Here is a 24,712-nt window from a genome sequence, read left to right as displayed (position 1 = left end):
GAGCCGATGACGGGAATCGAACCCGCGTATTCAGCTTGGGAAGCTGATGTTCTGCCATTGAACTACATCGGCAATGTCCGGTCACGAAGGTTAGCAGCAACCGGCGCTCGGTACACCGCCTCCGGCGAGAGGCCAGCCGATACGCTCGTCGCGTGTTGCTCTCCGACCGCGACATCCGAGCCGAAATCGACGCCGGACGCCTGGGCATCGATCCGTTCGACGAGAGGCTGGTCCAGCCGTCCAGCGTCGATGTGCGACTAGACAGCCTGTTCAGGGTGTTCAACAACACCCGCTACACCCACATCGACCCTGCCCAGCAGCAGGACGAGCTGACCAGCCTCGTCGAGCCATTGGAAGGGGAGCCCTTCGTGCTTCACCCAGGGGAGTTCGTCCTGGGGTCGACCCTGGAGCTCTGCACCCTGCCCGACGACCTGGCCGGACGGCTCGAAGGCAAGTCCTCACTGGGCAGGCTCGGGCTGCTCACCCACTCGACTGCCGGCTTCATCGACCCCGGTTTCAGCGGGCACATCACCCTCGAGCTATCCAACGTCGCCAATCTGCCAATCACACTGTGGCCCGGCATGAAGATCGGCCAACTATGTCTGTTGCGTTTGACGAGCCCGGCCGAACACCCCTATGGCAGCGCCAAAGCCGGGTCGAAGTACCAAGGCCAGCGCGGTCCAACGCCGTCGCGTTCGTATCAGAATTTCCACACGCCTGCCGGCTGAAAATACCGTCGCCTGAACCCATCCGGCGCACATATCGTGGTACGCAGGTAGGGTCTATCGTGCGGGCCCTTTCGAGGGTCGCGGCGCCGCCGTCAACCTGCGACTTCGCAGAGATCAGCTAACGGCGGGGGACGTAACGCCGGAGGCGGTTGATCCGATGAAGGATCAGTTGACGGCTTAATTGGCGGACGTGCCCACAGTGACTTTGGCTACGTAGCAAATATGTGGAGGGGCAGTGGAGATCGTACTTGGCGTGTCGATGACACCCACGACGGTCCGCATGGTGCTGGTCGAAGGCGAAAGAGCCGACGGCCTGACCGTCGATCACGACGTTTTCGACATCACCGCAATCGACGGCTCGGCAACGCCGAGCGCACCGCAACAGGTGATCGCCGCCGTGCTGGGCACACAGGAAAGCGCCACCGCAGGTGGTCACAAACTGGTGGCGACCGGCGTCACGTGGAGTCACCGCGACGAAGCGGCCGCGCTGCGCGAAGCGTTAGCCCTACGCGGCATCGACGACGTGACATTGTTCTCGGAGCTGCACGCGGCGGGCGCACTGGCCCGGGCAGCGGGCCGGGCGGTCGGCTACGACAAGACCGCGCTGGTGTTCATCGAGCGCGACACCGCGACGCTCTCGGTCGTCGAGACATCCGATGGCTCCATCGTCAAGGTGGACAGCCGCAGCCTGCACAGCGCCGACGCGATGAGCGTGCTGGCCGGGATGGTCGCCAGCCTGGAGGAGCACGACGCGCGCCCGGCTGCCATGTTCGTCGTCGGCTCCGGCGTCGACGTCGGCTCGGTGAAGGCGCACCTCGAAAACCTGGTGTCGATCCCCGTCAGCGCGCCGGAAGACGGCGAGTTGGCCCTCGCCCGTGGCGCCGCGCTGGCCGCGGCCAACGCGCCCCGGTTCGAAGCGTCCACCGTGGGGCTGGCCTACTCGCAGGACCCCGACGGCACCACCGCCGGCACGGTCTATGCCGTCGACCCCGCGGCCGCCACCCAACTCGCCCCTGTCGGTGCGGTGGCGGTTGAGGCCGCGGCGGCCGACGTTCCCGGACCGCTCGAGGAGGGCCGCAAGCCTTTCCTACTGGTCGGCAGCTCACTCACCGCGATTTTCGTGGTCGGCGTGGTCGCGCTGGTGATCTCGTTGGCCGTGAGCATCCGGCCGACGGTCGACCAGCGTCCCAGCCCGGGCGACAGCGTGATCCTGCCCAGCACGGTCGCGCCGGCGGCGCCCCAGGCGCAGCAGCCGCCCGCACCGGAGACCATCCCGGCGCCGGTGCCCGTGGTGCAGCAGGCGCCGCAGCCGCAGGCTCCGGCACCCCGCGCGGCGGTCGCCGACGTGCCCGCTCCCCAGGCCCCGGCCCCCGCCGCGGTGCCGCCGCCCGCTCCGGCCGGCCCGCCCGCACCCCTGCCGGACCCGCCGGCCGCGCCGCCGCCGGTCTACACGCCACCGCCGGCCGCTCCGCCGCCGGTGTATGTGCCGCCGCCCGCGCCGACCATCGGGTTCCCGCAGCGGCCGATCTTCCGGCCGCCGGAGCACGAGCGGCCGCCGTGGTACCCGCCGCAGCAGGAGTACCCCCAGTCGCCGCAGCAGCAGTGGCCGCAGACACCGTCTCAGAGCCAGGTGCCTGACTACCCGCAGTACCCGAATGGCTCCGGAAGCTCCGGGTCCGGCGGCTACGGGCCTGGTTCAGGTACGGGCCCGGGCAGCTACGGGCCCGGATCCGGGTCGGGCGGGCCGCGTGCGCCGTGGTGGCCCGGCGACTAAGTCCGTTACCTGCTGTTGGCCTGCCGCTAAGTGTCACGACGCGGTTAGCTCATCGCCGCCTCCTATACAGGTGGTATGCGGTGCACCGTCTTCGGCACGGGCTACTTGGGGGCCACACACGCCGCTGGGATGGCTGAGCTCGGGCACGAGGTCGTCGGCGTCGACATCGATCCCGGCAAGGTCGCCAAACTCGCGGCCGGTGATGTGCCGTTCTACGAACCAGGCCTGCGAAAGATGCTGTGCGACAACCTCGCAGCGGGCCGACTGCGGTTCACCACCGACTACGACCTGGCAGCCGAGTTCGCCGACGTGCACTTCCTCGGTGTGGGTACCCCGCAGAAGAAGGGCGAGTACACCGCCGATCTGCGCTATGTGCACGCCGTTATCGACATGCTGGTGCCGCGGCTGCGCCGGGGGGCGGTCGTTGTCGGCAAGTCCACGGTTCCCGTCGGCACCGCGGCGGAGCTCGCGACGCGGGCACGCGCGCTGGCCCCGGACGGGGTGGACATCGAAGTGGCCTGGAATCCGGAGTTTCTGCGGGAAGGCTACGCGGTGCACGACACCCTGCATCCAGACCGGATTGTGCTCGGCGTGCAACGCGATTCAGCTCGCGCCGAGGCCGCGGTGCGCGAACTCTACGCGCCGCTGCTGGACGCCGGCGTGCCGTTTTTGCTCACCGATCTGCAGACCGCCGAGCTGGTGAAGGTGTCGGCCAACGCCTTTCTGGCGACCAAGATCTCGTTCATCAACGCGATCTCCGAGGTGTGCGAGGCCGCCGACGCCGACGTGACCGTCCTCGCCGACGCGCTCGGCTACGATCCGCGCATCGGCCGCCGATTCCTCAACGCCGGACTGGGTTTCGGCGGCGGCTGCCTGCCCAAGGACATCCGCGCGTTCATGGCCCGCGCAGGCGAACTCGGCGCCAGTCACGCGCTGACCTTCCTTCGCGAGGTAGACAGCATCAACATGCGGCGCCGCGCGCTGATGGTCGAGCTGGCGACCAAGGCATGCGGTGGATCACTGCTCGGTGCGAACATCGCCGTGCTGGGCGCGGCGTTCAAACCCGAGTCCGACGACGTCCGCGACTCGCCGGCCCTCAACGTGGCCGGCATGCTGCAGCTCAATGGCGCGACCGTCAACGTTTACGACCCCAAGGCGATGGAGAACTCGCAGCGAATCTTCCCGACCCTGAACTACTCGACATCGGTGGTGGAGGCGTGCGACCGCGCCGACGCGGTGCTTGTCCTGACCGAGTGGCGCGAGTTCGTCGACCTGGACCCCGACGAGCTGGCCGGTACGGTACGCGCGAAAGTCATTGTGGACGGCCGCAATTGCCTCGATATAGCGCGATGGACACGCGCCGGGTGGCGGGTCCATGCGCTGGGGCGGCGCGTCGCCGAACCGCCGGCGGCATAGCGCTGTCGCGACGCTAAGCTCGGATCCATGAAGCGACGGATCCGCTGGGCGGCACTGCACGGGGTGGTCCGGGCGGCGGCGTCGATCGGGGCTCGCCGCGGCGATCCTCGCGGCCGGCTGGTCGCGGACCCCGCCGTGCGGGCCAACCCAATCGAGTTCATCGAGGAACTGCGGTCGATGGGAAGGCTGGTACGAAGCCGGGCCGTCTACCTCACCGTCGATCACGAACTCGCCCACGACCTGCTCCGGTCGGATGACTTTCGGGTACTTGCGATGGGTTCGAACCTGCCGAACCCGCTGCGTTGGGTGGTGGAGCACACCGACACCGGGCTACTGCACCCGCTGGAGCCGCCGTCGTTGCTTTCCGTCGAACCACCCCAACACACTCGTTATCGCAAGCTGGTGTCGTCGGTCTTCACCACACGGGCCGTTGCCGCCCTCCGCGACCGCGTGGAGGAGACGGCGAACGCGCTGCTCGAGGACTTGGCCACCGAGCGCGGCACCGTCGACATCGTTGAGCGGTACTGCTCGCAACTGCCCGTCACCGTCATCGCCGACATCCTCGGCGTGCCCGATGCGGACCGTCAGCAGATCCTGAATTTCGGCGAACTGGCCGCGCCCAGCCTCGACTTCGGCGTGTCGTGGAAGCAGTACATGCGGGTCTACCGCGGTATCGAGGGCTTCAATGCCTGGCTGGCCGAGCACCTGCGACAGCTGCGCCGCAACCCCGGTGACGACCTCATGAGCCAGCTGATCCAGGCCGCCGACGAGGGTGGCCGGCTCGACGAACGCGAGCTGCAGGCCACCGCGGGCCTGGTGCTGGCCGCCGGGTTCGAAACCACCGTGAACCTGCTGGGTAACGGCATCAAGATGCTGCTGGAAGCCCCTCAGCACCTCGAGACGCTGGCCGCACGCCCCGAGCTGTGGCCGAACGCGGTCGAGGAGATCCTGCGGCTCGACTCCCCGGTTCAGATGACGGGCCGGGCCGCCCGCAGGGACGTCGGTGTCGCCGGCGCGACGATGCGCCGCGGCGAGCTGGTCGTGATCTACCTGGCCGGCGCCAACCGCGACCCCGCCGTCTTCGAAGATCCGCACCGTTTCGACATCGAACGCCCCAACGCAAACAAGCATCTCTCATTCTCGGGCGGCAGGCACTTCTGCCTCGGCGCAGCGCTCGCCCGCGCCGAGGGCGAAGTCGGGCTGCGGAGCTTCTTCGAGCGCTATCCCGACGCGCGCCTCGCCGGCGGCGGTGCCCGGCGTGACACCAGGGTGTTGCGCGGATGGTCGTCGCTGCCAGTTGCGCTCGGCGCGGCCCGCAGCGCAGTAAGTTAATGACGTGGACTACCCGGTGGCGCTACTGGCGGAGAACAACCTGTTCGCTGAGCTGCTGCGCAGCGCGGACCCGGCTACCCCGGTGCCCACCTGCCCCGGCTGGACGCTCAAGCAGCTGCTACGCCACGTCGGCCGCGGGGACCGGTGGGCGGCCCAGATCATCGACGACCGGCTGACCGACTATCTCGACCCGCGGACGGTGCGTAACGGCAGGCCGCCCGATGACGCCGACGGAACGATCGAGTGGCTGCGCGGCGGCGCACTGGACGTCGTCGACGCCGCCAGACGGGTCGGCGGCGATGTCGAGGTCTGGACTTTCCTCGGTCCCCGGCCCGCATCGTGGTGGGTCCGACGCCGGCTGCACGAAGTCGTGATACACCGCGCCGACGCGGCGCTGGCCCTCGGAACGGAGTTTCGACTCCCAGCCGAGCTGGCGGCCGACGGCCTGACGGAGTGGCTGGAACGTGTCGCGGTCCAGGCCACCGAGGAGCCAATGCCCCTTTCTGACGGCGAGATCCTGCATCTGCACGCCGACGACGGCGCGGAGTGGACACTGCGGGGCGGTGGGGGTGGCGTGCGCCTGTCGGCCGGGCACACCGACGATGCCGACGCGACTGTCAGCGGACCGGCGACTGCGCTCCTGCTCACCACTGTGCGGCGGCTGGCTGCCGATGATCCCCGGGTCGCGGTCAGCGGCAAGGCCGACATCTGGCGGCGTTGGCTGGACCACACCCCGTTCTGACGGACAAACTTGCAACCATGACCACTTCGGAGATCGCGACCGTCCTGGCCTGGCACGACGCGTTGAACGCCTCGGACCTGGACACACTGGTCGAGCTGTCGAGCGACGACATCGATGTCGGAGACGCACAAGGAGCCATGCAGGGCCAAGACGCGCTGCGCCGATGGGCGACCACATCCGGATTCACCGCCGAGCCGGGCCGGATGTACGTGCACGACGGTGTGGTGGTCGTCGAGCAGCAGGTGCGCACCGCGGCGCAGCCCGGCACGGTGTCCATGATGGCGTCGGCCTTCCGCGTGGTCCACGACAAGGTCACGTCCGTGTTCCGCCACGAAGACCTCGCCTCCGCCCTTGCCGCGACGGAGCTGACCGAGGACGACCTCACGGTCGCTTAGGCTTCGTGTTATGCGCGGGATCATCCTCGCGGGCGGCTCGGGCACTCGGCTGTACCCGATCACGATGGGCGTCAGCAAGCAGCTGCTGCCCGTCTACGACAAGCCGTTGATCTACTACCCGCTGTCCACGCTGATCATGGCCGGCATCCGCAACATCCTGGTGATCACCACCGCGCCCGACGCTGCGGCCTTCCACCGGCTGCTCGGCGACGGGTCCGCGTTCGGCATCGACATCAGCTACGCGGTGCAAGACCACCCCGATGGTCTGGCCCAGGCTTTCGTGATCGGTGCGCCGCACATCGGTGACGATTCGGTGGCATTGGTGCTGGGCGACAACATCTTCTACGGCCCGGGGCTCGGCACCAGCCTTCGTCGTTTCCAAAAGGTCAGCGGCGGGGCTATTTTCGCCTACCGGGTGGCCAACCCATCCGCCTATGGCGTCGTGGAGTTCGGCGACGACGGAATCCCGTTGGCGCTCGAAGAGAAACCGGCGACCCCCAAATCGCACTACGCCGTGCCGGGCCTGTACTTCTACGACAACGACGTCGTCGAAATCGCGAAGTCACTGCGCCCGTCGGATCGCGGCGAGTACGAAATCACCGAGATCAACCAGATCTACCTCAATCGGGGCCAACTCTCGGTCGAGGTGCTGGCCCGCGGGACAGCGTGGCTGGACACCGGAACATTCGACTCGCTGCTCGACGCCAGCGACTTCGTCCGCACGATCGAGCGGCGCCAGGGGCTGAAAATCAGCGTCCCCGAAGAGGTTGCGTGGCGGGTCGGCTTCATCGACGACGAGCAGCTGGAGGCCCGGGCGCACGAGCTGGTGAAGTCGGGCTATGGCGGTTACCTGCTGGAGCTGCTCGACCGGCGGTAGCACCCGGGGTGGCCAGCACCGAGGCGATCGCTGTGGTCAGCGGCACCGAAAGGGCCAGCGCAATACCGCCGACGGCGGAGCGGACGATCTCGATGGCCACGCTCTCGCTGGTCAATACGTCACTCAGCGACCGATTGGCGACCGAGAACAGCAGCAGCAGCGGCAGCGAGCTGCCGGCGTAGGCCAGCACCAGCGTGTAGACGGTGCTCGCGATGTGGTCCCGTCCCACACGCATCGCGCCGAGGAACACCGCGCGACGTGTGGTGCCCGTTCCGAGATTGGCCAGCTCGAACACCGTCGACGCCTGAGTGACGGTGACGTCGTTGAGCACACCGAGCGAGCCGATGATGAAGCCCGCCAGCAGCAGACCGGTGATCGACACGTTGCCCAGATACGCGGCGACCTCGGAGTTCTGGTCCTGGGACAGCCCGGTGAGGTGTGCGAGACCGATCGCCGCCCAGGACAGCAGCGCGGCCAGTATCAGCGACGTCAGGGTACCCAGCAGCGCGGCACTGGTGCGCAGGCTGACGCCGTGGGCGAGGTAGATCACCACGTACAGGATCGCCGCCGAGGCCACCAACGCCACCGGCACGGCAGGGGCGCCGTCGCGCAGCGCGGGCAGCAGAAAAACCACGAGCACCAGGAACGCCACAAGGATGCCCACCAGGGCGAGCAACCCGCGCAGCCGCGCGACCGCGACGATGACCAGCGCGAACAGCACGGCGATGCCGACAAGCGGCCACGTCCGCTCGTAGTCATAGAACCCGTAGCTCGTGGCGCCCTGCTGATCGACCTGGCGGATGATCCGGATGTGGTCGCCGGCTTTCAGTTGCGGCTGCCCCGGTCCGGGGCTGAATTCGAGCAGCGTATCGGCGCCGGCGTTGGGCCCGGAGTCGATCGCGATCAGCGCCTGCGAGCACTGGGCGCCCCCCGTGGCGCCGGGAACCGGTGATGCGGTCAAAACCTTTCCCGCAGAGGGGCTTCCGCACGGTCCGATACCGCTGGAGACGACATGGCCCGCCACGGTGGTCACCGCGCCGCCATTGGCGTTCTGGAAGGGCAGTGGAATGTCGACCTTCTGACGGCTCGGCCACAACAGAACCGCCCCGATGAGGACCCCAGCGCCGATCGCGATCAGTGAACCGACGACGATCCTGGCTGCCAGCGGACCCAGCGGTACCGGACCGGCGTCTGACCCGTGCGAGTGCGAATGTGCGTGCGCCACGCGCAACAGCGTAGGCGTCGCAGATGCGATGGCTCCTTGCGGTTTCTGTGTGTTTCCCCACGTCGGCCGGACCGGAACGGCTAGGCTTCGGTGGAATGCGGCGTTCGCGGTCAGGAGCTGGAGCCGTGACGGTCAAACAGCGTTATCTCGTCGGGGGGCTGCTGGCGGCGGCCGCGGCATCCGGAATTGTCGTTGCACCGACGGCGTCTGCCGAATGTCAATACAGCGGCGGGGCGACAGTCTGTGCGCAGGGCAGCGTGCGTGGCGGAGGCCAGCCGGCGCCGTCGACGGGTGGTCTTTACTACCCGTATCCGTGCCAGGACGACTGGCTGTGCGGCGACGGCGGCGTGACTCTGGTCTTTGGTGGCGGGGGCGGCAACAACGGGGGCGGGGGCCTTCGGCCCGGCGGCGGCGGCCGTCCCGGCGGCGGCTAAGCGTCGTCGAGACGTCTGCCAACGGCTCTCAAAATCGTTAATCGAACGCGGGAAAGCGTTCGGTGTGCTTATCGTTTCGGGTGTGGGTGATCACCCACCGCGTCTCGGACGCGTAATGAAGGAGCTGTACATGTTGATCTTCAGCGACGCCACCCGCCGCGCGGTTGTTGGTGGAATAGGCGCCGCCGCGACGGCTGGCGCAGTCCTCTTCGGCGCGGCTCCCGCCGCGATGGCCGATCCGCCACCGCCACCTCCGCCCGCGCCGGCACCGGCTCCGCCGAACTGCACGGCGGCCGACCTGGCAGGAGTCTCGGCCGGCGTCGCAGCGTCGACGTCCACCTACCTCTTCACACACCCCGACGTCAACGCCTACTTCACCAGCCTGAAGGGTCAGCCGCGGGACTCCATTCGTTCCCAGGTCCAGGACTATCTGAATGCCAATCCGCAGGTTCAATCGGACCTTCAGGGCATTCGCCAGCCGTTGGTGGACCTGCAGAACCGCTGCCAGTAGTCACGGCGGACGGCCTCTGATCGAGAAGCCCTAACAGGCAGGGGTCCTGGGATAGATCGGGCCGTATCGCGATGCGCGGCAACGATACTCTTATTGCCGGTAGCCGGCCAGAAAGTTGCCGAGCCGTTCGATGGCAGCGGACAGGTCCCGTGCCCACGGGAGCGTGACGATGCGAAGGTGATCAGGCGCAGGCCAGTTGAAGCCCGTGCCCTGGGTGACCAAGATCTTCTCCTGCAGCAGGAGGTCGAGCACGAGTTGCTCGTCGTCGACGATGTCGTACACCTCCGGGTCGAGGCGCGGGAACGCGTACAGCGCGCCCTGGGGCTTGACGCAGGAAACCCCCGGGATGTCGTTCAGCTTCGAGTACGCAACGTCGCGCTGCTCGAGCAGCCGGCCGCCCGGCAGCACCAGGTCCTCGATGCTCTGGTGGCCACCGAGCGCGACCTGAATGCCATACTGCGCAGGCACATTGGGGCACAGCCGCATGTTGGCCAGGAGGCTGATGCCTTCGATGAAACTGCTTGCGTGTTCCTTAGGCCCGGTGATCGCCAGCCAGCCGGCGCGGTAACCCGCGACCCGATATGCCTTGGACAGGCCGTTGAATGTCAGACACAGCACGTCGGGAGCCACCGACGCCATCGCCACGTGCTTGGCGTCGTCGTAGAGGATCTTGTCGTAGATCTCGTCGGCGAGCAGCAACAGCTGGTGCTTGCGGGCCAGATCCGCGATCTGGGCGAGGACTTCGCGGCTGTACACCGCGCCGGTCGGGTTGTTCGGGTTGATCACGACGATGGCCTTGGTGCGCTCGGTGAGCTTCGACTCGATGTCGGCGGTGTCCGGCTGCCAGCCCTGCGTCTCGTCGCACAGGTAGTGCACCGGGGTGCCGCCGGCCAGCGACGTCGACGCGGTCCACAGGGGATAGTCGGGCGCGGGAATCAGCACCTGATCGCCGTTGTCCAGCAGTGCCTGCAGGGTCATCGTGATCAGCTCGGAGACACCGTTGCCGAGGTAGACGTCGTCGACGTCGAAACGCGGAAAGCCCTCAACCAGCTCGTACCGGGTGACCACGGCCCGGCGGGCCGACAGGATGCCCTTGGAGTCGGAGTAGCCCTGGGCGTAGGGCAGCGCCTGGATCATGTCGCGCATGATCACGTCGGGCGCCTCGAACCCGAACGGCGCCGGGTTGCCGATGTTGAGCTTCAGGATCCGGTGACCCTCCGCCTCCAGCCGCGCCGCGTGGTCGTGCACCGGCCCGCGGATCTCGTACAGGACGTCCTGCAGCTTGGTCGACTGGGCGAACGTGCGCTGCCTAGGGTGATGGCCGGTGTGCCACGGCAGCTGATGAGTGGTCACGTCAACCATGGTCCCATCGCTGTCCAGCGAATTTCGCCGATTGATCACCTCAGCGTTTACCCGGCGGCCGCGCACCGCGCGCGATGCCGAGACCCTTGACCGGCGGTGTGGGCGCGCCGCCATCCGACTGCTGTTGAGGCGCTTCGGCTTTCGCGGTCGATGTCTCGGCCGCAGGTTCTGCGGGCCCGGGTTGCGGCGCGGCAGCCGTCTTGCGCGCGCCCGGGCGCTTGGCTCCGGCGGCGATACCGAGGCCCTTCGCCGGTGCGGCCTGGACCGGCTCGGCTTTCGCCGGGTCGGCGTTGGGTGGCTGAACCACCGTGGGTTCGCCTTCGTGGTCTGGCTTTTCGGCGGCCGGAGCGCCCTTCTTCGCTCCCGGTCGCATCGCACCCGCTGCGATGCCGAGACCCTTTACGGGCTGTGCTTGTGTTGCGGCAGCCGGCTTTTCGGCCGCGGGCGGGGGAGCTGCCTTCTTGGCGCCGGGCCGCCTTGCGGCGCCTGCGATACCCAGGCCGGTGACCGGCTTGGCCTCCTTCTGCGCGGCCCCGTCACCCGTGGGCACGGCCGGCGCCTCGGCGGGCGCGCTCGTCGGCGCAGTTGCGGTCGCGGCCGTGGCGGCCGGTTCCGGCATCTTCTTCGGCGGCAGCTGCACGGTGTTCTTGTCGATCGCGCCGAGCAGCAGCTGCGCCACGTCCAGCACCTCGACGCCCTCGCCCTTGCCGGCCTCCTGGCGGTCGGTGAGCCCGTCGGTCATCATCACGCGGCAGAACGGGCACCCGGTCGCGATCTTCGACGCGTCGGTCATCAGCGCCTCGTCGACGCGCTCGTGGTTGACGCGCTTGCCGATGTGCTCTTCCATCCACATCCGCGCACCGCCGGCACCGCAGCAGAACCCTGTTTCGGCGTGCCTCGGCATCTCGCGCAGCGCCACACCGGAGGCCTCGATCAGCTCGCGCGGCGCCTCGTACACCTTGTTGTGGCGGCCGAGGTAGCACGGGTCGTGATAGGTGACGTCCTGGCTGACAGGTGCGACCGGCACCAGCTTCTTGTCGCGCACGAGCCGATTCAGCAGCTGCGTGTGGTGCAGCACCGTGAAGTTGGCGCCCAGCTGCTTGTATTCGCGCCCGATGGTGTTGAGGCAGTGCGGGCAGGTCACGACCATCTTTCGGTCGACGGTCTCGACTCCTTCGAACACGCCGTTGAGCGTCTCGACGGCCTGCGTCGCCAGCTGCTGGAACAGGAATTCATTGCCGGACCGGCGCGCCGAGTCCCCGTTGCAGGTCTCCTCGGCACCCAGCACCAGATACTTGACCCCCGCGATGGCCAGCAGCTCGGCGACGGCCTTGGTCGTCTTCTTGGCCCGGTCCTCGAACGCGCCGGCGCAGCCGACCCAGAACAGGTACTCGTAGCCGTCGAAGCTGTCGGTGTCCACGCCGTACACCGGCACGTCGAAATCGACCTCGTCGATCCAGTTGACGCGGTCCTTGGCGTTCTGGCCCCACGGGTTGGACTTGGTTTCGAGGTTCTTGAACAGCCCGGCGAGCTCCGAGGGGAACTCCGACTCCATCATCACCTGGTAGCGGCGCATGTCGACGATATGGTCGATGTGCTCGATGTCCACCGGACATTGCTCGACGCATGCGCCGCATGTCGTGCACGACCACAGCACGTCCGGGTCGATAACGCCGCCCTGCTCCTCGGTGCCGACCAGCGGGCGAAGGGCCTGCGCCGGGCCCGAGCCGGGGATGCGCCCGAATCCGGATTCCGGAACGTGGTGCGCCTCTTCCTTCGGGGTCTCGAGGTCGAGGCCCTCCATCGGAGACGGCTCGGTGCCCAGAATGTAGGGCGCCTTGGCCATCCAGTGATCGCGCAGGTCCATGATCACGAGCTTTGGTGACAACGGCTTTCCGGTGTTCCACGCCGGACACTGCGACTGGCAGCGCCCGCATTCGGTACAGGTCGCGAAGTCGAGCATGCCCTTCCAGGTGAAGTCCTCGATCTTGCCCCGGCCGAACACGGCGTCCTCCGGCGGGTCATCGAAATCGATCGGCTTGCCCTCGAACTCCACCGGAAGCAGCGGTCCGAGGGCATTGGGCAGCCGCTTGAACGTGACGTTGAACGGTGCCAGGAAGATGTGCAGGTGCTTCGAGTGCAACACGATCAGCAGGAAGATCAGCATGACCGCAATGTGCAGCATCAGCGCGACGGTCTCGATGATCTCGTTGGCGTGCGGCCCCAGCGGGTGCAGCAACATGCCCATCAGGTGCGATGTGAATGCGGCGTTCCCGTACGGGAAGTTGCCCGTGTTGACCGCCGCCCCGCGGAAAAACGCATACGTCCAGACGACGTTGAAGATCATGAACAGGATCAGCCACGCACCGCCGGTGTGCGAGCCGTAGAACCGCGACGCGCGCCCATGCTCCTTGGGCTCCTGCATGATGCGAATCACGGCGAACGTGGTGATGCCCACCAGCACCGCGACCGCGAAGAAGTCCTGCAGGAAGCCCAGCGCCGCCCAGCGGCCGATCCACGGGAGGTGGAAGTTCGGCTGGAAGATCGTGCCGTAGGCCTCGATGTAGACGGTGATCAGGATGAAAAAGCCCCACATCGTGAAGAAGTGGGCCAGGCCGGGGATTGTCCACTTCAGCAGCCGTACCTGACCGAACACCTCGATGATCTGGGTCTTGATGCGCTCGCCGAGGTCGTCGGTGCGACTCTCGGCCGACTGCCCGGAGCGGATCAAGTTCACCAGCCACAGGACCCGCCGGACCGCCAGCACCGCCACGATCGCGGTCATCGATAGGCCCACTATCAGCCTGATCAGCGTCTGCGTGGTCACGCGTCGCCTCCCGAGTTCATAAGTTACTCAATAGTAACTTCGATCAAGTTACTGGCCAGTAACTTGATATACCTGCCTGCTCATATTGACATCCCGCAGGTGCCCTGCACGACATAGGCTGTCCTAAGTTATGGTCAGCCCGGTGGGGCGAGCATCGCGCGCAGCATCGACAGCATCTCGGAACGCGACTCGGCACCCAAGCGGCGGCGGATCCGCGCGACGTGATGCTCGACCGTCTTCGCCGAGATGAACAGCTGGCCGCCGATGTCGCGGTACGGCAGGCCGAGCAGCAGCAGTTCGGCGACCTCGCGTTCGCGTTCGGACAGCCGCGCGGCGGACCCGGCCGGGCTCGCCCGTTCGGTCAGGGTGGCCGGAATGGCTCCTCGCGGCTGCGCGGCCTCCGTCTCGTCCGCGGCGGAGGCCATCTTCAGGTCCCGGGCGAGCTGCAGCATCGCGCCGGACACCCGCGCGTCGCCGGTCTGCAGCGCCGCCTGGCTGGCCAGCCGGGTGGCGTCCCAGGTGTGGCCGAACTGGGCAAGGCCGCGCGCTGCAGCCGTCACCTCGTCGGTGTCGACGTGGTTGGCCAGCACCCGAAGCCACACCCTTCCCGCCTGTGCGAGGGATTTCGCGAACGCGCTGTCGGCGGCGGCCGCCGTCAGCGCCTTACCGTGCGGCGCGACGGCCTGAGGGAAGTTCGCCAAGATCCCGGCGTGCACGCCCGCCCAGTGCAGCGGCACCGACCACAGCACCGGGTTGCCGAGCCGCTCGAGCAGCGCGAACGCCTGATCCAGGGTGTGCTGCAGACGGTCCACCTGATGAAGCCGCGCGGCGGCGATCCACAGCTCACCGAGCGGCAGCAGCGAGTACAGGTCAATCGCGTACTCGGCCAGCACCTCGATGGCCGCATACCAGTTCTTCTGCAGCGCGCCGCCGTCGCCGCTGCGGCGGGCCAGGCCCGTGCGCAGCGCCGCGGCCCACAGCGCGTCGCGGCGGTGCAGCGGGGCATCACCGACGCCGGCGACGTCCACGCCCGCCGAGGCGAGCTGCCCGTCGAGCATCTTGACCCAGCCGAGCAGCAGCCGGTGGCGGTGCGCGAACTGGGAATCGTCGCCGCCGGCGCGAACTGCCCGGCTGATCACGCTGCGGGCCCGCACCGTGTCACCTCCGTGCAGCGCGGCGAGCGTGACCAGTGCGGCGGCGGTGTCGGGTGCGACTCCGAGCGACGCCGGTTCGCCGGTCAGCGACTGGCCAAGCCGGCCGGTCGCGGCTGAGAACGGCTGGTCAAGGGTGAGCAGCAGCCCCTCGGCGAGGCTGCGCGCGGCGCGCGCGGCGGTCGTGGGCGGCCCGGCGTCCTGAGCGGCGAGCGCGCTACGGGCCGCGGTGACGTCTCCGGCTCCGAGCAGCACGACGGCCCCGGAGGCGCCGACCACCGCGTCGGGATGCGGCCCGAGCCACCGGAACAGATCGGCGGCCTGGCCGGCATTGCCGTCGTGCACGGCGACAGACGCCGCGATGCGGACCGCGGCGGCGCGTTGCCCCGCGTCCTCGGATGCAAGCAGGTCGTCGGCCAGGCGTGCGGCCGTTGCGCAGTCGCCCGTCAGTGCCAGGGCATCGGCGAGCCGGGCGTTGAGCCGGTTCGCCCCGGCGTCCACCGCGGCACGGTAGAGCCGCGCGGCCTGGGTGGGCTGGCCGGACTGTTCGGCCTGGGTTTCGAGCGCACCGGCCAGCCGCTCGTCGCGCACGCCGTGCTCGGCGAGCCGCAGCGCCAGATCCGTCGACAGCGTCTGCAGCTCGAATTGACTCGTCAAAAGCGACTTTTCGATCTCATGGTGGCGGGCCGCGCCGACGAGCTGGGCGACAGCGCGGTGCACCGACCGCAGAAACGACGGGCTGTGCGAGGGCTCGATCAGGCCGCTGCCCCGGGCTCTGTCCACGAGCAGCTGCGCCTCCTCGGGCGCCACGCCCAGTGCTTCGGCGACGTCGGCCGCGCCGAGGTCGGGGCTCAACGACGCGATGAGCAGCGTGTCGAGGACACCTTCGTCGACGGCGCGCAGCCGGGCGATCAATGCGAACCGGGCGGCCTGGGCGATGGTCACCGCCGGCTGGCCGTCACCTGGGCCGTGGAGGCCCTGCAGCGCCGCGCGTACCAGGAACGGAAGCCCGGCGGTGGCCGACATCAGGGCGCGGCCGACCTCCGCCGACGGCGGGCCGCCCATCGCCGCCACCGCGGCGCGGTGCAACTCGTTGGTCGGCAGCGCGCCGAGCACCACGACCGGGTTCTCGCGCTCCATCGCCACGGTCAGCGTCCGCAGCGGTCCGTGATGCTGGTACGCCTCGGTGGCGACGACAACCGTCGATCCGGGGTCGGCGGCCCGCTCGGTCAGCGCTTCGAGTTCCGCGTCCGAGAGCAAATGGGCGTCGTCGACCACGAGGGCGACCGTGGCCGGATCTCCCGGCGCGGGTGGGCGCGCCGACACTTGCACACCGGCCGAGCGGAGTGCTGCCCGCACGGCGGCAAGCACCGTGGTCTTGCCCGTGCCCATGCCGCCGACGACGAGGATCTTCGCCGGCGTTTTCGGGTCGGCGGTCAGCACGCCTATCAATTCGCGCGCCGGCGTCGGTATGTCAGTCGACGGCGGGCTGGTCATGGCTTCGATGCTTCGCGGTCACCCGTGGGGGAAGAGGGTGATTATCGGCCGGCGCGACGTGGGCGGGGCGCTCGATGTCGGTGGGGCGGCGCTGGTGGTCGGCGGGGCGGCACTGGTCGTGGTCACCGGCGGTGTCGTCGTCGTCGGTTGAGTGGTGGTGGTCGTGTAGGTGGTGGTCGTCGGCTCGGTCGTCGTGGTCGTCTCGGTGGTGGTGCTGGGCTGCTCCGACGTCGGGGTCGGGCCGGGGGCCGGAGGTGATGTCGGCGGAGCGACCACGGTTGGGCTGCCGTTGCTGCCGGTGACTGTCACGGTCTGGGTCAGCGGTACTCCCGGGGACTCGGGATTGGTGACGGCCCGGGACGTGGCCGTCGACGTCCCACCCGAACTGCTGCTGTTACCTGTAAGGGTGTAAGCCAAGCCACCGACTGCGGCCAGCAGAAGCACTGCGGCCGCAGCAAAGATCAGCTGTGGGCGGCGGTACCACGGCAGCGGCTCCTCGACGGGCACCGGCTCCTCGGGCGGCAGGAAATCCAACTGCGGACGGGCACCGGTCGCGCCCGGGTCGTAGTCGTAGTCGTTTCCCGAATAGGGCACCGGCTCGTTGGCGCCACCCTGCTCCTCTGACCAAGCCAGCGCACGGAACGTGGCCGAGGCCGCACCGTCGGCGGCCGATTCCGCCGCGGCCAGTCCGGCGGCCCCGGCGGCCCACGCTGTTTCGCCCATGCTGGTCGGCACGTCGGCCGCGCCAGCCAGCCCGGTCGGCGCATCGGCGGGACCACGCGAGGCGATGAGCGCCGCCCCGGCGGCGGTGTTGAGTGCCGGCTGCGGGGTCGTGATAACGGGCACCCGGAAATGCTCGGAGAGCCGCTGGGTGATCAGTGGGATGCTTGCGCCGCCGCCGACCGTGGCCACTGCCGCAAGATTGGCGCCTGCGATCCTGTTGCGCTGCAGCAACTCTTCCAACGCGAAGATGACGCCGGCAAACGGGCCGCGGATCAGGCCTTCGAGCTCGTTGCGGGTCACCCGGATATCGGAGCGGTAGCCCGGCAGGTCGGCGGGCAACTCCGCGACAGTCTCGGCCGACAGTTGTTCCTTCGCCAGGCGCGCCTGGTCGCGCAGCCGGGTGAGCGCGCCCACCGCGACGGTGCCGGTCGGGTCCATGCCGCCGGCCTGGCTGATGTCGGCCAGGAGGTGGGTCAGCAGCGCCTGATCGATCTGATCGCCGGAGAACTCGGTGTAGTGGACGGTCTGGTCGATCGGCTCGAAGTTGTTCGCGGCGTCGGCCAGCGTGATGTTGGTGCCGGTGGCACCGAAGTCCAGCAGCGCGATGATCCCGCTGCTCGGCAGGCCCGGGCTGACCTGCAGGGCGGCCAATGCCGCGGCCGAGTCGGAAACCAGCGGCGGCGCGACGCCGCGCGGCGACAGATTCGGTTTGGTACGCAGCGTGCCGCGCAGCGCGCCGAGGACCGCCGGGCCCCAGTGCGCGGGCACGGCGATCGTGACATCTGACGGCGGCGGGCCGCCGAGCGCAGACACCATCGCGTCCAGTGCCTCGACGAGCAGCTGGTCGGCCCGGTGCGTGGAGCCGTCGGGAGCGACAAGTGGTACAGGGTCGCCGACGCGTTCGACGAATCCGGTCATCACCAGCCCGGGTTCGGTCAGGTTCGGGTTCTCCGACGGCACTCCGACTTCGGGCGCGCGATGTGGAAATAGCGTCAACACCGCGCGACGCGTGACCGGGGTATCGCCCACACGCGCCGCGACGAGGCGGGTCATCCCAATCGACAACCCCACTGAGTCGCTCATGATTGGTCGCACGTTCCTGTCGTCGAGGGGTCTGTCGTGGAGGTGGGTGTGGTGGAAAACGGGTCCGGCCGTTCCTCACCATAGCGGCTGACGGAGCCAACCAGCATGCGACATCCCCTAACACCTGCCAAGCCCCTAATGGCAAGTCCCCTAACGGTCAGGGCATCGGCGTGGGATCGACACCGATCCGTTATTAGCTGGTGATCGATACCATCGGGGCAGTAAATAACGGCTGATGCGTGCGTACGCGAAGGAATTGCGTGATGGCCAACTCACTGCTCGACTTTGTCATGTCGATCGTGCGAGATCCCGACGCCGCCGCACGCTACGCGGCAGACCCGTCGCAGGCGATCGCGGACGCGCACCTCACAGACGTCACCAGCGTCGACGTCAACAACCTGATTCCCGTCGTCTCCGAGTCGCTGTCAATGGCCACGCCAGGCGGCCACAGCGCCGACACCCCCGACCACAACGTGTGGGCCAGCGGCGCGGCGACGGCAGCGTTCGACGCGTTCTCCGATCACGTCCCCGATCCGGCCATTGTCGATCCGCATCCGGCGGGCGCCGGCGTGGTGGACCAGCCGGTCAACCATGCGATCGACCATCCGCTGGACCCCGGGGTGAACTATGCCGCCGATGTGGGCCCGGACCTACACCCCTTCGGCGCAGGGCTCGATCAACCCATGCCCGCCGACGAAGTGCACGTTGCCGACGACGTGGCTAGCGGGGTGACCGATCCCGGCGTCCACGAGCACCACCCCGGCGACGACCACGGGTTCGCGGCGGAGCACCCCGGCTTCGACATCTTCTGAGTATCCGACCCCAGCCCCCCTGTGTTTTCGGGCCCAGCATGGCGCTGGGCGACGGCGACCCCGTCGTCGGCCTGCAACGGGCGGTGTCGGACTACTACGGCGGCCAGGGCTTCGAGGGCTTCGAGGGCTTCGGGGGCTTTCAGGGCTTTCAGCCCGACTACTCGCCGTCCGCCTGGGCGCCGTCGTGGGCCCCGCAGACCGCCCTTGCGCCGAGCACGGATCTGGCGAGCGGCAACAGCATCCTGAGCCCGACCACCAACATCGAGGACAACCACAGCATCAACTTCGAGATGGGCGACATCACGCTGGGCAACAAGACCACCGCGCAGGGCCCCGGCGCCGTCGCGATCGCCGGGTTGAACCACGGCGACATCGTCAGCGGTGACGGGGCGGTCCTCGGCAACGGCAACACCGTCAACAACGGCGACATCCACACCGGCTCGCACTCCAGCGTCGCGGTCGGCGACCACAACGGGATCAGCGAGGGCAACGTCGCCGCCAACGGCGACGTGCTCACCTCGCACGACGGCACGGTCATCCAGACCTCCGGTAACGGCACGACGTCGGTGGCCGACGGCAACACGTCGACGGTAAACGGCAACCAGACCACGACGAGCATCCACGGCAGCGCCAACACCAACGGCGTGGACAACAGCACCCACGTCGTGCACACCTCGTCGACAACCACCGACAACTCGGTGCACGACGACTCGGTGCACTCGACGTCGTTGGCGGACAGCTCCGTACACGACAACTCGGTGCACGACAACAGCTCGTCGTACGACAACTCGGTGCACGCCAACACGTCGATCCACCAGACCAGCCACCAGAACACCGGGATGGAAACCCACCTCGGGTTCTGATCGTCGCCGAACACACGGCCCGGCGGGGACCGCGATGGTCCCCGCCGGGTCGTGCGTACGGTAAATGCAGTCGATCAAGGAGTCAGGGGTGACGCAGCCAATCGACCCGCGGCAGGTGCGGGTCATCGTCGAGCTCATCGACCACACCCGCAAGATCGCCGAGACCAACGACCGCGGCGATCTCGTGGAGCGGCTCACAGCCGCCCTGGACCGCATCACCGACCCGCAGATCCGGGTGGTGATCGCGGGCCAGCTGAAGCAGGGCAAGAGCCAGTTGCTGAACTCGCTGCTGAACATGCCGGTTTCCCGCGTGGGCGACGACGAGACCACGGTGCTCACCACGATCGTGGTCTACGGCGACGAACCGTTGGCACAGCTGATCGTGGCCACGTCCGACGGCGAGATCGAAGCGATCGAGATACCGACGGCCGACATCAACAATGACCTGCGCCGTGCTCCGCAGGCCGGCGGCCGCGAGGTGGTGCGGGTCGAGGTGGTGGCACCGAGCCCGCTGCTCAAGGGCGGGCTGGTGTTCATCGACACCCCCGGGGTGGGCGGCCACGGCCAACCGCACCTGAACGCGACCCTGGGCCTGCTGCCGGAGGCGGACGCGATGCTGATGGTCAGCGACAGCAGCCAGGAGTTCACCGAGCCGGAGATGACGTTCATGCGGCAGGCGTTCGAGATCTGCCCCGTCGCGGCGATCGTCGCGACGAAAACCGACCTCTACCCGCACTGGCGAAAGATCGTCGACGCCAACCACGCTCACCTGCAGCGCGCGGGTGTCAACGTGCCGATGATCCCTGCGTCGTCGCTGCTGCGCAGCCACGCCATCCAGCTCAATGACAAGGAGCTCAACGACGAGTCCAACTTCCCGGCGATCGTCAAATTCCTCAGCGACAAGGTGCTCTCCCGTGAGAACGACCGGGTGCGTGACCAGGTGATCGCCGAACTACGTTCGGCTGCCGAGCATTTGACGTTATCGGTGGGTTCGGAGCGGTCCGCGCTCAACGATCCGGAGGCGCGTGAGGCGCTCACCGCCGATCTGGAGCGACGCAAGCAGGATGCCCAGGACGCGCTGCAGCAGACGGCGCTGTGGCAGCAGGTGCTCAACGACGGAATCGCCGATCTGACCGCCGACGTCGACCACGACTTGCGGTCGCGGTTCCGCGCGATCACCTCACACACCGAGAAGGTCATCGACTCCTGCGACCCGACGCTGCACTGGGCCGAGATCGGCGCCGAACTCGAGCAGGCGGTCGCCAAGGCCGTCGGCGACAACTTCGTCTGGGCCTACCAGCGGGCCGAGGTGCTGGCGGCCGAAGTCGCACGCACGTTCGTCGAGGCCGGCCTGGAAGCGGTCAAGCTGCCCGAGCTGTCCGCGAGCGAAATGGGCGCCAGCTTCGGCGGATTCAAGTCGCTCGCGCGGATGGAGGGTAAGCCAATCGGCAAGGGCCACAAGATCGTCACCAGCATGCGCGGCTCTTACGGCGGCGTGCTGATGTTCGGCATGCTGACTTCGCTTGCGGGCCTGGGCATGTTCAACCCGCTGTCGATGGGGGCCGGACTGCTGCTGGGCCGCAAGGCCTACAAGGAGGACATGGAGAACCGGATGCTGCGGGTCCGCGGCGAGGCGAAGAACAATGTCCGCCGGTTCGTCGACGACATCTCGTTCGTCGTCACCAAGGAATCCCGCGACCGCCTCAAGGCCGTTCAGCGGCAGCTGCGTGACCACTACCGCGGGATCGCCAACCAGACCACCCGTTCGCTCAACGAATCGTTGCAGGCGACGATCGCATCGGCACGGCTAGAAGAAAACGAGCGCCACGCCCGCATCGCCGAACTCGACCGGCAGCTCAACATCCTCAACCAGGTGACCGCGAAGGCGGCGGAGCTGACGGCGGCGAAGCCTGCGGACACCACCGGGCCGCACCCGCGCGTCGGACTGCGCCGGTAGCCGCGGCGAGTGCCCACGCTGATGGGTGTCCGCTGCCAGCTAACCCCGGCGCCGCACCACTAAACTCGGAACGTCACACCGGGGCGGAAGGAAACGAGCGGTGAGCACGAGCGATCAAGTGCGCGCCATTCTGGGCGGCACGATCCGCGCTTACCACAACGATCCCGCCTACCGGAACCGTCCCGACGTACACAACGAGTTGGAGCGCATCGGTCAGCGGCTCAACCAGCCAATTCGCATCGCGCTGGCCGGCACGTTGAAGGCGGGCAAGTCAACGCTGGTCAACGCCCTGGTCGGCGAGGACATCGCGCCCACCGACGCCACCGAGGCGACCCGCATCGTCACTTGGTTTCGCCACGGCCCCACGCCGAAGGTCACCGCGAACGACCGCGGCGGCCGGCGGTCCAACGTCGCCATCATTCGCGACGGTGGCCTGTCCTTCGACTTCGGCAGCCTGGATCCCAGCGAGGTGCTCGACCTCGACGTGGAATGGCCGGCGGCCGAGCTGATCGATGCGACGATCATCGATACACCCGGGACGTCTTCGCTGAACAGCGACGTCTCGGAGCGCACGCTGCGGTTGCTTGTGCCCGACGACGGCGTGCCACGCGTCGACGCGGTGGTCTTTCTGCTGCGCACGCTCAACGCAGCAGACATCGCGCTGCTCAAGCAGATCGGCGAGCTTGTCGGCGGGTCGGCCGGTGCGCTGGGCGTGATCGGGGTGGCGTCTCGCGCAGACGAGATCGGTGCCGGCCGGATCGACGCGATGCTCTCGGCGGCCGACGTGGCCAAGCGGTTCACCGCCGAAATGGACAAGACCGGCATCTGTCAGGCCGTTGTGCCGGTATCGGGGCTGCTGGCGCTGACTGCCCGGACGCTGAGACAGAGCGAGTTCGTGGCGCTCGAAAAGCTGGCGGGCGTGGAGCCGGCTGAATTGGCGAAGACGATGTTGTCCGCCGATCGCTTTGTGCGCGAGGACAGCCCGTTGCCGGTGGATGCGGCCACCCGAGCGCAGCTGCTGGACCGGTTCGGGATGTTCGGCATCCGGATTTCGATCGCGGTGCTGCGGTCAGGGGTCAGTGATTCGGTGGCGCTGGCCGACGAGCTGCTGGACCGCAGCGGCCTGGTGGCGCTGCGCGATGTCATCGACCAGCAGTTCGCGCAGCGCTCCGACCTCCTCAAGGCGCACACGGCGCTGTTGTCGTTGCGGCGGTTCGTCGAGGTCAACCCGATCCCGCCGAAGCGCTACATCATCGCCGACATCGACCCGCTGCTGGCTGACACGCACGCGTTCGAGGAGCTCAGGTTGTTGAGCCAACTGCATTCGCGGCCAACGACGTTGAATGAGGACGAGATCGCTTCGCTGCGCCGGATCATCGGCGGCTGGGGGACCGACGCGGCGAGCAGGCTGGGTTTAACGCCCGATGCGCCCTACGACGGGCCCCGAGCCGCGTTCGCGGCGGCGCAACGCTGGCGACGACGCGCCGAGCATCCCCTCAACGACCCGTTCACCACGCGCGCATGCCACGCCGCGGTGCGCAGCGCCGAAGCCCTCGTGGCGCAGTACTCCTACTCTTCCTGAGTCCGCACTGTCTTTCCTGAGTCGTCACTGCCCTCCTGAGTCCTCACTGTCTTTCCTGAGTCGTCACTGTCCTCCTGAGTCGTCACTGCCCCGGCGGGGCAGTGATGGTCACCGTGCTGGTGCTCGTGCTGATCGTGGTGCTGGGCATGGTCGTGGTCGTCGTGGTCGTGGGTTGGGTCGTCGTGGTGGTCGGCGTTTCGGTCGTGGTGGTCATCGGTGCCGTCGTCTCGGTGGACGTGACGGTGGTCGTCGTCGGGGCGACCGAGGTGGTGGTCGCCGTGGTGGTCGCCGTTGTGGTCGTCGCCGGGACGCTGTTCGACGGGCCGGTTGTCAGCTTCACGATCGCGAAGATCGCCAGTCCCAGGGTGACCGCGGCCAGGACGCCGAACAGGAAGTACGCCCACGGCTGTTGGTACCACGGTGTCGGGGGCTCGCCCGGCGGTCCCGGCGGTTCGCCAGGCGGGTGCTGGCCGTAGCCGGGGTAACCGGGCGGCTGCCCTGAGTAGTAGTTGGGGTCATCCGGTGGGCCGTAGCGTGACACGGGGTCCGATGGTAGCTGCTGCCCTCAGTCAATAACGGGGGAAAGCCGGATGGGGCGCGGGTTGCACGCTGATCGGCATGCGGGTGATGGGCGTGAGGTTGACGCCGGTTTGGGGCGGCTTTGGAGGCACCCGCGGCGGATTCGTCGGAACGATCACTGCCGACGGGGTCTCCGTCGGTTCGGGTGGCGAGCTGGCGGGCGGCGGCGGCGGTGGTGGCGGGGCGCTGGTCGGAGGAGTGGTCGCGACGGTCGTCGAAGTGGCCGACGCGGGTGGGCGGGTGGTGTTGCCGGGGCCGCGTGAGTGGCGGGAAACCAACAGCACAGCGCACACCACGATCGCGACGACGGCGACCGTGATCGCAACCATCGCCAGCACCGCCGGAGTCGTCCGGTACCACGGCACAAGCTCGCGCGCATACGCATCGAGGCCACGACCGTCGTACCCGAGGTCCTCGTCGGGCTCGGTCAGGTCGTCAAACAGATAGTCGAAGCGCCCCCGCGGATTTGTCTGCGCCACAGATGGATGTTAAGGCCGCGCACAGTCGGGAGTTCAGTTGTGCGGAAAAGCGGATGCAGCGTGGGCGTTGCCCGGAACGGGGTGGTTCGAGTCGTTGTCGGCGTCATCACGGCCGCGGCCGTGGTGGCGCCGGTCGACTGGTGCCACGGCACGGGTTCAGAGCTATCCAGCCGGTCGTGGTCGTCGCCCGGTGGCGCGGGCAACGATCCTAAGGCGCGGTCGCACCGAGCGCCCGGTCACCGCAGCTGCGGCATCACCTCGGCGGCGAAGAAATCCATGTGGGCGAGGTCGGACATGTCCAGCAACTGGGTATAGACCCGGCTTACGCCGAGATTCGACCAGGGGCCCAGCTTGTCGACGATC

At 68.2% G+C, this 24,712-nt stretch carries 20 protein-coding genes and 1 tRNA gene; 14 read left to right on the top strand and 7 right to left on the bottom strand.

What is annotated here, in order from left to right; all coding sequences use genetic code 11:
- Position 1: 1 nt before the first annotated feature.
- Positions 2–72, bottom strand: a tRNA-Gly gene (locus VKG81_RS06795).
- An 80-nt stretch (positions 73–152) separates the two neighbouring features.
- Between VKG81_RS06795 and dcd the strand changes: the two genes are divergently transcribed.
- The 7 genes from dcd (at position 153) to rfbA (ending at position 7,264) form a co-directional block, all read left to right on the top strand.
- The gene (gene dcd, locus VKG81_RS06790) at positions 153–728 is read left to right on the top strand and encodes a dCTP deaminase (RefSeq protein ID WP_324395072.1); all 576 of its coding nucleotides are present in this window, start codon (positions 153–155) and stop codon (positions 726–728) included.
- 235 nt (positions 729–963) lie between these two features.
- Entirely contained in the window at positions 964–2,502 is a 1,539-nt protein-coding gene (locus VKG81_RS06785) for a DUF7159 family protein (RefSeq protein WP_324395071.1), read from the top strand.
- Between the two features lie 75 nt (positions 2,503–2,577).
- Positions 2,578–3,918: a UDP-glucose/GDP-mannose dehydrogenase family protein gene (locus tag VKG81_RS06780; protein WP_324395070.1), complete on the top strand. Its 1,341-nt coding sequence runs from the start codon at positions 2,578–2,580 to the stop codon at positions 3,916–3,918.
- A 27-nt stretch (positions 3,919–3,945) separates the two neighbouring features.
- Positions 3,946–5,250 (top strand): cytochrome P450, encoded by a 1,305-nt coding sequence (locus VKG81_RS06775; RefSeq protein ID WP_324395069.1) that lies wholly within the window; start codon positions 3,946–3,948, stop codon positions 5,248–5,250.
- A gap of 4 nt (positions 5,251–5,254) precedes the next feature.
- Positions 5,255–5,992 carry a maleylpyruvate isomerase family mycothiol-dependent enzyme gene (locus VKG81_RS06770; RefSeq protein WP_324395068.1) on the top strand — a complete coding sequence of 246 codons (738 nt, stop codon included), beginning with the start codon at positions 5,255–5,257 and terminating at the stop codon, positions 5,990–5,992.
- Positions 5,993–6,009: 17 nt separating this feature from the next.
- Positions 6,010–6,387: a nuclear transport factor 2 family protein gene (locus VKG81_RS06765; RefSeq protein ID WP_324395067.1), complete on the top strand. Its 378-nt coding sequence runs from the start codon at positions 6,010–6,012 to the stop codon at positions 6,385–6,387.
- A 10-nt stretch (positions 6,388–6,397) separates the two neighbouring features.
- Positions 6,398–7,264, top strand: coding sequence for a glucose-1-phosphate thymidylyltransferase RfbA (gene rfbA, locus VKG81_RS06760; protein ID WP_324395066.1), 867 nt, complete (start codon positions 6,398–6,400; stop codon positions 7,262–7,264).
- Here the strand turns inward: rfbA and VKG81_RS06755 are convergent.
- Positions 7,173–8,489, bottom strand: coding sequence for a YibE/F family protein (locus VKG81_RS06755; RefSeq protein ID WP_324395065.1), 1,317 nt, complete (start codon positions 8,487–8,489; stop codon positions 7,173–7,175). The genes rfbA and VKG81_RS06755 overlap by 92 nt on opposite strands.
- A gap of 125 nt (positions 8,490–8,614) precedes the next feature.
- Between VKG81_RS06755 and VKG81_RS06750 the strand changes: the two genes are divergently transcribed.
- Together VKG81_RS06750 and VKG81_RS06745 are read left to right on the top strand one after the other, a co-directional pair.
- Positions 8,615–8,923, top strand: coding sequence for a hypothetical protein (locus VKG81_RS06750; RefSeq protein ID WP_324395064.1), 309 nt, complete (start codon positions 8,615–8,617; stop codon positions 8,921–8,923).
- Between the two features lie 130 nt (positions 8,924–9,053).
- The gene (locus VKG81_RS06745; RefSeq protein WP_324395063.1) at positions 9,054–9,434 is read left to right on the top strand and encodes a heme-binding protein; all 381 of its coding nucleotides are present in this window, start codon (positions 9,054–9,056) and stop codon (positions 9,432–9,434) included.
- A gap of 90 nt (positions 9,435–9,524) precedes the next feature.
- On the opposite strand, the gene VKG81_RS06740 is transcribed toward VKG81_RS06745, so the two are convergent.
- The 4 genes from VKG81_RS06740 to VKG81_RS06725 form a co-directional block, all read right to left on the bottom strand.
- Positions 9,525–10,814: a pyridoxal phosphate-dependent aminotransferase gene (locus VKG81_RS06740; RefSeq protein WP_324395073.1), complete on the bottom strand. Its 1,290-nt coding sequence runs from the start codon at positions 10,812–10,814 to the stop codon at positions 9,525–9,527.
- 22 nt (positions 10,815–10,836) lie between these two features.
- A complete protein-coding gene (locus VKG81_RS06735; protein ID WP_324395062.1) occupies positions 10,837–13,623 on the bottom strand; it encodes a 4Fe-4S dicluster domain-containing protein in 2,787 nt (928 codons plus the stop codon).
- A 134-nt stretch (positions 13,624–13,757) separates the two neighbouring features.
- The gene (iniR, locus tag VKG81_RS06730) at positions 13,758–16,271 is read right to left on the bottom strand and encodes an isoniazid response ATPase/transcriptional regulator IniR (RefSeq protein WP_324395061.1); all 2,514 of its coding nucleotides are present in this window, start codon (positions 16,269–16,271) and stop codon (positions 13,758–13,760) included.
- A gap of 18 nt (positions 16,272–16,289) precedes the next feature.
- Complete coding sequence (locus VKG81_RS06725; protein WP_324395060.1) at positions 16,290–18,077, bottom strand: Hsp70 family protein; 1,788 nt, start codon at positions 18,075–18,077, stop codon at positions 16,290–16,292.
- Positions 18,078–18,340: 263 nt separating this feature from the next.
- On the opposite strand from VKG81_RS06725, the gene VKG81_RS06720 reads away from it, so the two are divergent.
- The 5 genes from VKG81_RS06720 to VKG81_RS06700 all read left to right on the top strand — a co-directional run bounded on the left by VKG81_RS06720 (position 18,341) and on the right by VKG81_RS06700 (position 23,767).
- On the top strand, positions 18,341–18,889 hold the full coding sequence (locus VKG81_RS06720; protein ID WP_324395059.1) for an Rv0340 family IniB-related protein: 549 nt from the start codon (positions 18,341–18,343) through the stop codon (positions 18,887–18,889).
- 38 nt (positions 18,890–18,927) lie between these two features.
- Positions 18,928–19,752 carry a hypothetical protein gene (locus VKG81_RS06715; protein WP_324395058.1) on the top strand — a complete coding sequence of 275 codons (825 nt, stop codon included), beginning with the start codon at positions 18,928–18,930 and terminating at the stop codon, positions 19,750–19,752.
- An 88-nt stretch (positions 19,753–19,840) separates the two neighbouring features.
- Positions 19,841–21,709, top strand: coding sequence for a dynamin-like GTPase family protein (locus tag VKG81_RS06710; RefSeq protein ID WP_324395057.1), 1,869 nt, complete (start codon positions 19,841–19,843; stop codon positions 21,707–21,709).
- Positions 21,710–21,809: 100 nt separating this feature from the next.
- Positions 21,810–23,291, top strand: coding sequence for a dynamin-like GTPase family protein (locus VKG81_RS06705; RefSeq protein WP_324395056.1), 1,482 nt, complete (start codon positions 21,810–21,812; stop codon positions 23,289–23,291).
- A 104-nt stretch (positions 23,292–23,395) separates the two neighbouring features.
- The gene (locus VKG81_RS06700) at positions 23,396–23,767 is read left to right on the top strand and encodes a hypothetical protein (RefSeq protein ID WP_324395055.1); all 372 of its coding nucleotides are present in this window, start codon (positions 23,396–23,398) and stop codon (positions 23,765–23,767) included.
- Positions 23,768–23,860: 93 nt separating this feature from the next.
- On the opposite strand, the gene VKG81_RS06695 is transcribed toward VKG81_RS06700, so the two are convergent.
- Complete coding sequence (locus VKG81_RS06695) at positions 23,861–24,349, bottom strand: hypothetical protein (RefSeq protein ID WP_324395054.1); 489 nt, start codon at positions 24,347–24,349, stop codon at positions 23,861–23,863.
- Positions 24,350–24,712 lie beyond the last annotated feature (363 nt).

It is taken from the genome of Mycobacterium sp. (genome assembly GCF_035314905.1).
In the GTDB taxonomy this organism is placed as follows: Bacteria; Actinomycetota; Actinomycetes; order Mycobacteriales; family Mycobacteriaceae; genus Mycobacterium.
This window is presented reverse-complemented; position numbering and strand designations above follow the sequence as displayed.

Bases quoted from the DNA above. Each gene is read 5' to 3' on its own strand.
- VKG81_RS06780 (WP_324395070.1), top strand. From the start codon at position 2,578: ATGCGGTGCACCGTCTTCGGCACGGGCTACTTGGGGGCCACACACGCC.
- VKG81_RS06775 (WP_324395069.1), top strand. From the start codon at position 3,946: ATGAAGCGACGGATCCGCTGGGCGGCACTGCACGGGGTGGTCCGGGCG.
- VKG81_RS06765 (WP_324395067.1), top strand. From the start codon at position 6,010: ATGACCACTTCGGAGATCGCGACCGTCCTGGCCTGGCACGACGCGTTG.
- rfbA (WP_324395066.1), top strand. From the start codon at position 6,398: ATGCGCGGGATCATCCTCGCGGGCGGCTCGGGCACTCGGCTGTACCCG.
- VKG81_RS06745 (WP_324395063.1), top strand. From the start codon at position 9,054: ATGTTGATCTTCAGCGACGCCACCCGCCGCGCGGTTGTTGGTGGAATA.
- iniR (WP_324395061.1), bottom strand. From the start codon at position 16,271: ATGACCAGCCCGCCGTCGACTGACATACCGACGCCGGCGCGCGAATTG.
- VKG81_RS06725 (WP_324395060.1), bottom strand. From the start codon at position 18,077: ATGAGCGACTCAGTGGGGTTGTCGATTGGGATGACCCGCCTCGTCGCG.
- VKG81_RS06720 (WP_324395059.1), top strand. From the start codon at position 18,341: ATGGCCAACTCACTGCTCGACTTTGTCATGTCGATCGTGCGAGATCCC.
- VKG81_RS06715 (WP_324395058.1), top strand. From the start codon at position 18,928: ATGGCGCTGGGCGACGGCGACCCCGTCGTCGGCCTGCAACGGGCGGTG.
- VKG81_RS06700 (WP_324395055.1), top strand. From the start codon at position 23,396: ATGGTCACCGTGCTGGTGCTCGTGCTGATCGTGGTGCTGGGCATGGTC.